The 8,602-nt window shown below is 25.1% G+C and carries 8 protein-coding genes; all 8 read left to right on the forward strand.

The features are described 5' to 3' along the window. The coding region (locus tag ACRDBA_RS15240) for a GH36 C-terminal domain-containing protein (RefSeq protein ID WP_438573784.1) at positions 1-189 on the forward strand (189 nt) is incomplete at its 5' end. Between the two features lie 162 nt (positions 190-351). Beyond that, complete coding sequence (locus ACRDBA_RS15245; protein ID WP_438573785.1) at positions 352-1,383, forward strand: LacI family DNA-binding transcriptional regulator; 1,032 nt, start codon at positions 352-354, stop codon at positions 1,381-1,383. 131 nt (positions 1,384-1,514) lie between these two features. Continuing rightward, positions 1,515-3,005 carry a WD40/YVTN/BNR-like repeat-containing protein gene (locus ACRDBA_RS15250; protein ID WP_438573786.1) on the forward strand — a complete coding sequence of 497 codons (1,491 nt, stop codon included), beginning with the start codon at positions 1,515-1,517 and terminating at the stop codon, positions 3,003-3,005. Position 3,006: 1 nt separating this feature from the next. Next, positions 3,007-3,246, forward strand: coding sequence for a hypothetical protein (locus ACRDBA_RS15255; protein WP_438573787.1), 240 nt, complete (start codon positions 3,007-3,009; stop codon positions 3,244-3,246). 48 nt (positions 3,247-3,294) lie between these two features. Continuing rightward, positions 3,295-4,005: a LytR/AlgR family response regulator transcription factor gene (locus tag ACRDBA_RS15260; protein WP_438573788.1), complete on the forward strand. Its 711-nt coding sequence runs from the start codon at positions 3,295-3,297 to the stop codon at positions 4,003-4,005. Then, positions 4,002-5,354, forward strand: coding sequence for a GHKL domain-containing protein (locus ACRDBA_RS15265; RefSeq protein ID WP_438573789.1), 1,353 nt, complete (start codon positions 4,002-4,004; stop codon positions 5,352-5,354). The genes ACRDBA_RS15260 and ACRDBA_RS15265 overlap by 4 nt, the downstream gene beginning before the upstream one ends. A 137-nt stretch (positions 5,355-5,491) precedes the next feature. After that, positions 5,492-8,059 carry an FtsX-like permease family protein gene (locus ACRDBA_RS15270; protein WP_438573790.1) on the forward strand — a complete coding sequence of 856 codons (2,568 nt, stop codon included), beginning with the start codon at positions 5,492-5,494 and terminating at the stop codon, positions 8,057-8,059. After that, a partial coding sequence (locus ACRDBA_RS15275; RefSeq protein ID WP_438573791.1) for an ABC transporter ATP-binding protein occupies positions 8,052-8,602 on the forward strand: 551 nt, incomplete at its 3' end. The genes ACRDBA_RS15270 and ACRDBA_RS15275, both read left to right, overlap by 8 nt.

Below are 8,602 nucleotides of genomic sequence, written 5' to 3' on the forward strand. Positions count from 1 at the left end.
CCACAAACTAAAATAGGTCATAGATTTACAACAATAAAATTAAGAGGACTTGATGAGTCTAAGAACTATGAGTTTAAGTTTAACGGAGAAACTGTAGTTAAATCAGGAAGATATTTAAACAATCATGGATTAAATATAAAACTAGAAGGGGACTATGCAAGTTTAATAGTAAAGTTTAAACAAGTATAAGATAGAAAGAAATATTTATATATGTAAAAACCTTTAATTATGTAGTATTATATAATTAAAGGTTTTTTTATGTTAAAGTATTGATATCAGAAGCTTTAGAGAAACTTATTAATTAAAAATTAGTAAATAAATATAGATAAATTCGTTTTAGGGGTGAAAAAATTGGCAACATTAAAAGAAATTGCAAACAAAGCTGGCGTTTCGGTATCTACTGTATCAAGAGTATTGAATCATGATAGCAGTATACTTGTAACAGATGAAACAAAAATGAGGATATTCGAAGTAGCAGAAGAACTAGAATATAAAACGATAAAAGAAAGAAAAGTAAAAAGTAAAAACATTACTAAATTAAAAATAGGTATAGTGGAGATGTATGATGCAATGATGCAATTAGAAGATCCATACTACTTATTACTTAGAAATGTAGTAGAAAAAGAATGTTTTGAAAATAATATGGAAGTTGTGAAGCTATTTAAAAAAGAAGATAAATATGAGTACATAGGACAAGATGACTTATCAGGAATAATAGCTATAGGAAAGTTTGAGAACCAAGAAATAGAATATATGAGAGAAATTAGTGAAAACATAATATTCTTAGATTCATCACCAGATGATCAAGCCTATGATTCTGTAAAAATTAATTTTAAATTAGGGGTTAATCAAGCATTAAATCATCTTCAAAGCCTAGGACACAAAAACATAGGATACATAGGAACAAAATATACTTTAGATGATGATAAAATAAATAGAATTGATGTTAGATACAAGTTTTATTTAGAATATATGAAAGAGCATAATTTATCTAAAGAACAGTTTGATATTGATTGTGAAACGATGACTTCAATATCAGGTTATAAAGCTATGAAGGACTTTTTAGACAGTAAAAAAGAAGTGCCTACAGCGTTTATAATAGCAAATGATACTATAGCGACAGGGGTATATAGAGCAATACAGGAGACGGCTATTGTAATAGGTAAGGATGTAAGTATTATTGGATTTAATGATTCTATAATATGTAAGCATATGAATCCAACTTTAACATCCGTAAGAGTTCATATAGAGTACTTAGCTCAAAGTGCAGTATGTCTTATGAAAGAAAGAATTAGTGGAAATAGACTATTTGCAAAGAAGGTAATAATACCTAGTGAGTTAATAGTTAGAGATAGTGTAGGACAAGTAAAATTTAGTGATTAAATGTAGCCCGTGTAGAGGTTGCGTATATGAGCCTTCCTTCCGACCTTTGGGAAAGTCGGTGCGGCTTATATACGCAACCTCTACACTCATTATTTATACTAAATTTTATTCTAATATAGGGGGATGGAGAGATGAAAGAAAAAATTAAAAGAATAACTATAGAATTTATAACTAGTCCAATAAATTTAATACTTTATTGGATTTTATGTTATGGATTAACTGATTTATGTATGTATGGGAGATATAATAATAATATTTATATATTTTTAATACCATTAGTACTTTTTATATTTATAATTATTTTCTATATAATAAGGATTAATAAAAGTACAGAACGTAAACTAAAATTATTAAATTCTAAAATATGGAAATGTATTTCTCTTATAATTATTCTTACTATAACTTTATTTTATGGAGTAAAAATATATAAAAGTGCAACTAATTACGGTGGTAAGCTTTCATGGGTTATAAAAAGGGTAGAAAATGAAAGAAGCTTAGATTTTAATAATAATAATATTTATCAATATGGAGTAAAAGGTATTTTTGAAGATATAAATAAAAAGTACAAACTACCTGAAAAACTTTATCTATTAAATGATTTGAACATTAAGTTTGAAAAAGATGGAACGATTACATACTTTGAAGCTTTTGTTTATGGAAAAGATAAAAATGAAAAGGAAGAAACATATTTAATATACTACGATAAAAACAAGTCAAAAGATATAAAGCTTATATTAAATGGAATTGCAAATTCAGATTATAGCAATGATAAGTTGTTAGACCCGTTGTTTGAAACAGCTGAGTTAATTTCTCTAAAAGATACAGTTAGCAAATGGAATGGAAATGAATTTGGCCTATTATACAAAGGTAAAGTGAATTGGGAAGGTAATAGAGAGGGAATTGTTGTAATTAACAAAAATGGAGAAGAAATACCACTAAATTTACTTGAAGGTAAATTAGTAGGATATCCTGTTTCTATATATATACCAAACAAAGAAGAGGTAGTTCCAGTTAGATATAATTTATTAACTGATTCATATTGGTTTAAGTATTTAAATACTGATGAAGAAGATATAAAAAATGAAAATCAACAAGAGTGGAATGTAATAAAAGGAGACTCAGGAGTTAAAGATGAGTTTTACTTATATGATGGAGTTAGATATAAGTTGAATATAGATGATAAAGCATCAGGTAGTTTTTTCTATTCGCTTCATAAGACTAATGATGGTGGTAACAATTGGTTTGTTATAAATGAAAATCCGTTTAATGGATTATCTGGAGAAGCCTATGGGATATACTTTATTGATGAAAACATAGGATTTATAGGTATTTCTAGAAATGGTGGATGCGAAGGTGATTTATACAGAACAGAAGATGGAGGAAAGTCTTTTAGTAAGGTAGAGTTTGAAGAAAAAATGGTTACAGGAGATAATGGTGTTTCAATAATGCCTTTTGATTATCCAAGCATTCCTTATGAGAAAGATGGAAAGCATTATGTAAATATAGGACAAGGTGCTGATGGCGATTATGATGGAAATAGCAGTTTGATTTACAGTTCTAATGACAATGGACGAACATGGGAATATATAGAAAAGACTGATAAAACTAATATGGAGGAGTAGGATGAAGGAATATATAGATTTAGTAATGGGATTAGTTGCAGGATTGGCTTTGACGTTTTTAAACAATAGCTCAGTGCATGATAGTATAAGTTATGTTTTTACACTTTTGGACCCAACAGATTTTAAGTTTATGTTTATATCAAGTTGGATATCAGGGTTTGTATTTATGATATCTTTCATTGGAATATTTGTTTCAATAGGCTATTCTTTTCTTATATTAAAAAAATCATTAAAAAGATAATATATAACTAGGATTAATTTAAGATATTACGAACTAGAAGGGGAATTTATGATTAGGATAGCGATATGTGAAGATCAAATTAAGCAACAAGAATTATTAAAAAAATATTTACAGCAGATATTAATAGATTATACAAACTCATATGAAATATTAATCTACAAATCAGGAGAAGAATTGATAAATAACTATCCGCAAAATGTAGATATATTTCTTTTAGATATACAAATGTATAATATTAATGGTATGGATGTAGCTAGAAAAATAAGAGAAATAGATGAAAATAAAGTGGAAATAATATTTACTACATCTCTTGTGGAGTATATACAAGAAGGATATGAAGTAAGGGCCTATAGGTATTTATTAAAACCTATAAAGTATGATGATTTAGAAAAACATATGATAAGTTGCATCAAAGAAATAGAAAAAAGAGACAAGTACTTAATTATAAATGAGAAAAATGATATCAAAAAAATAAAACATAGTGAAATTACATATATAGAAATACAGAAGAAAAATATGACTATACACACTGTAAAAGGTGATTATTTAATAAAAAATACTATGGATAAAATTGAAAGAGAAATAGATAATGTAAATTTTTATAGATGCCATAAAAGCTTTTTAGTAAACTTAGAATATGTAGAAAGTATAAAACAGTATGTGGCAATCCTTGAAAGTGGTGAAGAGGTACTAATTAGTAGGCATAGATTTAAAGAAACTAAAAATCAGTTTTATAAATTTATTGGAGACAAATTATGATGAATTCAATATTTTGGATTATTTCAACTATTAATGTAATTGTATTTATTTCTGTATATCTTATTATTTTAAATAAACTTGGTTATAAAGTAAAAAACAAAAATATATATCTATTAGGAAGCTCTAGTGTGATTGTATTAATTTTAATAAAGAAGTTTTATGTTTATTTGTCTCTAAGGTATTTAATTACATATATCATACTGCTTACTTTACTTTGTAAAGTTTTATATGGGTTTACTTGGAGAAAGGCTCTTAGTTATGCAACGAAATATAGTACTTTGTATATGATAATGGATGCTATAATGCATTATTTGTGGTTATTTTTAAATATATATTTAATGGAAAAATATAAATGGGAAATAATAGGTAATTTTGATGTGATGGAATTTTTTATAATAAAATCTTTTATATTATTATTTGTATGCAAATTTAATAGAATAAGAATAATCTATGAAAATTATAAATATTATATGTATATATTATTTACCATAGTAATTAATATTTTAATAATATTATTTCTAGATAAATCAACTAATATTATCTATGATTTTTACTCATTGTTGTCAGAGAATAAAATAGTCTATGAAAATAATTTTTCAACTATGCCCTTTATAAATTTTGCTGACTTTGCACTACCTTATATAATATTAATTTTAAATATGATTTTTATATCACTACTTATAAATGCAATAAAGTCTACCAAAGAAGAAGCAAAGAATAAAGTTATAAATGAAAAATTAGACATGCAATATAATTATTATCTAAGTGTAAAAGAATCACAAGAAAGAGTCAAAACATTGTATCATGATATAAATAATCATATAACTAATATAAATGCTCTTCAAAATAACAATGAAGAAGTGAATAAATATATAAATAGTATAAATGAGGAAATAAACAGATTTGAAAACATAAATGATAGTGGAAATATTTTATTAAATACCATATTGTATGAGAAAAATGAGCAATGTAAAAAATACAATATAAACTTCACTTATGATATAAATTTTTCAAAGTGTGATTTTATGGAAATGATAGACGTGACAAGTATATTTTCAAATCTACTTGATAATGGAATTGAAGCTTGTAACAAAATCGATGATAAAGAAAAAAGGTATATAAATATAAGAGGAACAATAGTAAAAAAATACTTTGTTGTTAAATGTGAAAACAGTAAAATTAACAATATAAATATAAAAAATAATAAACTGTTAACAGATAAAAAGGACAAGTATCTGCATGGAATTGGAATTCAAAGTATCAAATCATCCATAAAAAAATACAATGGAGATTTAGAAATAAACATAGAGGATGATAAATTCATAGCTATGATTTATATCCCTATTTAAGCAAAAATATGACAGTTGTATCTATAAAAATACCAGTTGGGTCATATATATTGAAGTAAAAAAGTAAGGGTGTTATCTTTTAAAAGTAAAAGGTAGCACCCTTTTTGTAATGTAAATAGTAACTAGAGGAGGAGAATATGAAGATTAGTTTAAAATTAGCACTGTCATACTTAAAAAATCAAAGAGGAAGAAGTATGGCTCTAATAACAAGTATAGTTCTTGCGGTTGTTTTAGTGTTTACACTAAATGTTATTCCAGAAACGCAAAGTGAGCTTAGTATAAAAGAAGCTTATAGAAATTTTAGTGATTATCATGTAGAGTACACAAATTTAAACAAAGATACAGTAGAAAAGCTAAAAGAAGATAAGGATATTAAAGAAATAGAAGGAACCTTGAATTTAGGAAATATAGTAGATAAAAATGGAGTAAGTATAAGTTTAAATTCCTACAATGAAGACTTCATTAGAAATTATGGATATGAAGTAAAAGAGTATGGATACTTATTTATAAAGGGAAGAGAACCACAAAATGAAAATGAAATAGTAATAGAAGAAAAAGCATTAAAAGAAATGAACTTAGAAAATAAACTAAATCAAATTATTGATTTTAATGTAATTAAAAAATATACAAATGAAAAAGAAGAAAATTTAATCTATAGTAAAAATAAACAGTTTAAGTTGGTAGGAATTATAAAAAAGCCTGATGGATATTATGAGAATAATGATTATTATAAAGTAAAAGCTTTTGTAAAAGCGAATGAAGAAAATAACATAATCCCAAAAGAATTAGTATCGTACAATGGTATATTAAAGTTTAACAAAGCTACTCCTAGTATGTCATTAACAAATAAGAAGATAGGACAATACAATTTAAATCAATATGACTTTATGATAAATGTAAATTTAATACAAGTTTTAGACGATTATAAAATGAGTAAAGAAACAGCTTTTAGCAAAAATAATAAATTACTACCTATGATGGCTGCTGGTTTAGTTATTTATAATATTTTCAATATGATATTAATTGAAATGACTAAACAAATAGGAATGCTTAGAGCGATAGGTTTATCTAAAAGAAAGGTTAAGTATATATTATTTATTCAAGGACTAATAGTACTTATAGTAGGACTTATTGCTGGATTTATAATAGGTTCATTTATTTCAATATTAGGACTTAGCTTAATTTATGGGGAATTTACAGAGTTATATATAAGCAAAGATAGTATAGTAGAGCCTATAATAATGGCATCTGTATCTGTTTTATTATCAATGATATTTATTATATATAAATCTAGTAAAATAACTCCAATGGAAGCTATTAGAAATGTAAATAAAGGTAATAAAGATGAAAAAAATAGATTTTATCATAAGATGATAAAAAAAGCTTTTGGAATAACTGGTGAGATGGCATTTAAAAATGTTTTTAGAAATAAAAGTAGAGTATGGTTGACGGTATTTTCTATAAGTTTAGCAGGAATGTTATTTATAACTAATATGGCAGTTTATAAAACTCAGGATGATGGAAGTACAAGTATGCTGAATATGTCTATGGGAGATTTGGATATAGTAATAAACAATAATTTCAACAATACAGATGAAAACTTTGTAAATTATGATAAGAAGTATATAGATGAAATATCAAAAATAAAAGAGATAGAGCAATTACAGAAAAGCATAAATTCTAATGGTTATATAAATGTTAAAACTAAAGATTTAGATGAAGATTATAAGAAGTATTATGTAAAAAATAAAGAAAAAGATAACTTGGAAATAAGTATGGCTATAAAAGGTTTTGATTATAACTACTTAAAAAGAATGGATAAATATATAGAAGATGGTGCTAATATTATGAATTCTACTGATGAAGAATATCCAAGTGTATTAGTATCAAACAACCATTACTCAGTTTACACTTCATCTAATGACGCTAAACTATTAAAGGATATAAAAATAAATGATTTAATAGATATTAAAGTTCCAGTAAAAGAAGATGGTGAGTTAAAATATGAAAATAAAAAAGTTAAAGTAGCTGGTATATTAAATAAGGACTACGTAGTTGAAGAATACGGAGGACTTGGAAGTGATTTTCAAGTAATACTTAATCAAAAAGACTATAAAGAGCTAACAAATATGGAAAATTACAATAATATAGCTTTAAAAATAAAAAGTGGATCAGATGAAAAGGTAATTAAGAAAATAGAAAAAATAAGTGAAAATTCTTCTTTTCTAGATATAGAAAGTAACTATAAAAATAAAAATTACTATTCAACTCAGACTGAGAAAAATAAAAAAGCTGTATTAACTTCAGTAATATTAATACTTTTAATATCATCCATAAATATAATCTGCATAATAAGAACAAACATAATCATTAGAATGAATGAAATAGCAACATTAAGGTCAATAGGAATGAGTATGAAAAAAGTTAAAAACATGATTATAAAAGAAAGTTTAATATATGGCATATTAAGTATATTAGTATCTAGTATTATTGGAACAATTAAGTATTTTAAATATATAAAAATGGTAAACCTTCATCAACTACAAGGTTTTGGAAAAGAAAATGTAATGCCATATAATATACCTTTTGCAGAGATACTTCAATTTGGGGTAGCAACCATATTAATTTGTTTAGTTGCAGTATATTTATCAAAAAGTAAAATAGAAAAATTAAGTATAGTAGAAGGACTAAAAAATAATGAATAAGGGCGGAAGAGATATGAATATTTTAAATACAATAAATTTAAGTAAAACATATGGAAAAGATGAAAATGAAGTAGAAGCTTTAAAAGGTATCAATTTATCCATTGAAAAAGGAAAGTTTACATCAATAATAGGTCCTAGTGGAAGTGGTAAAAGTACTTTGCTACATTGTATAGCAGGGCTTGATAGTATTACAATGGGAAAAGTATTAATTAATGATATAGATATATCAACTTTAAATGAAGAAGAAATATCAAAATTTAGAAGAGAAAAGTTTGGTTTTATATTTCAGAGTTTTAACTTAATACAAGTTATAAATGTTTATGATAATATTACATTACCTATACAAATCGATGGTAAAAAGATAGATAGAAAGTATATAGATAAAATTATAGATTTACTAGGACTTAGAGATAAAACTAATAAATTTCCAAATGAATTAAGTGGTGGTCAACAACAACGTGTGGCAATAGCTAGAGCTTTATCAAATAAACCAGAAATAATATTTGCAGATGAACCTACAGGAAATTTAGATAGTAAGACTAC

The sequence above is a fragment of the Clostridium sp. genome, from assembly GCF_051654825.1.
In the GTDB taxonomy this organism is placed as follows: domain Bacteria; phylum Bacillota; class Clostridia; order Clostridiales; family Clostridiaceae; genus Clostridium.

Coding starts and splice junctions, on each gene's coding strand:
- ACRDBA_RS15265 (WP_438573789.1), top strand. CDS start 4,002: ATGATGAATTCAATATTTTGGATTATTTCAACTATTAATGTAATTGTA.
- ACRDBA_RS15255 (WP_438573787.1), top strand. CDS start 3,007: ATGAAGGAATATATAGATTTAGTAATGGGATTAGTTGCAGGATTGGCT.
- ACRDBA_RS15260 (WP_438573788.1), top strand. CDS start 3,295: ATGATTAGGATAGCGATATGTGAAGATCAAATTAAGCAACAAGAATTA.
- ACRDBA_RS15270 (WP_438573790.1), top strand. CDS start 5,492: ATGAAGATTAGTTTAAAATTAGCACTGTCATACTTAAAAAATCAAAGA.
- ACRDBA_RS15250 (WP_438573786.1), top strand. CDS start 1,515: ATGAAAGAAAAAATTAAAAGAATAACTATAGAATTTATAACTAGTCCA.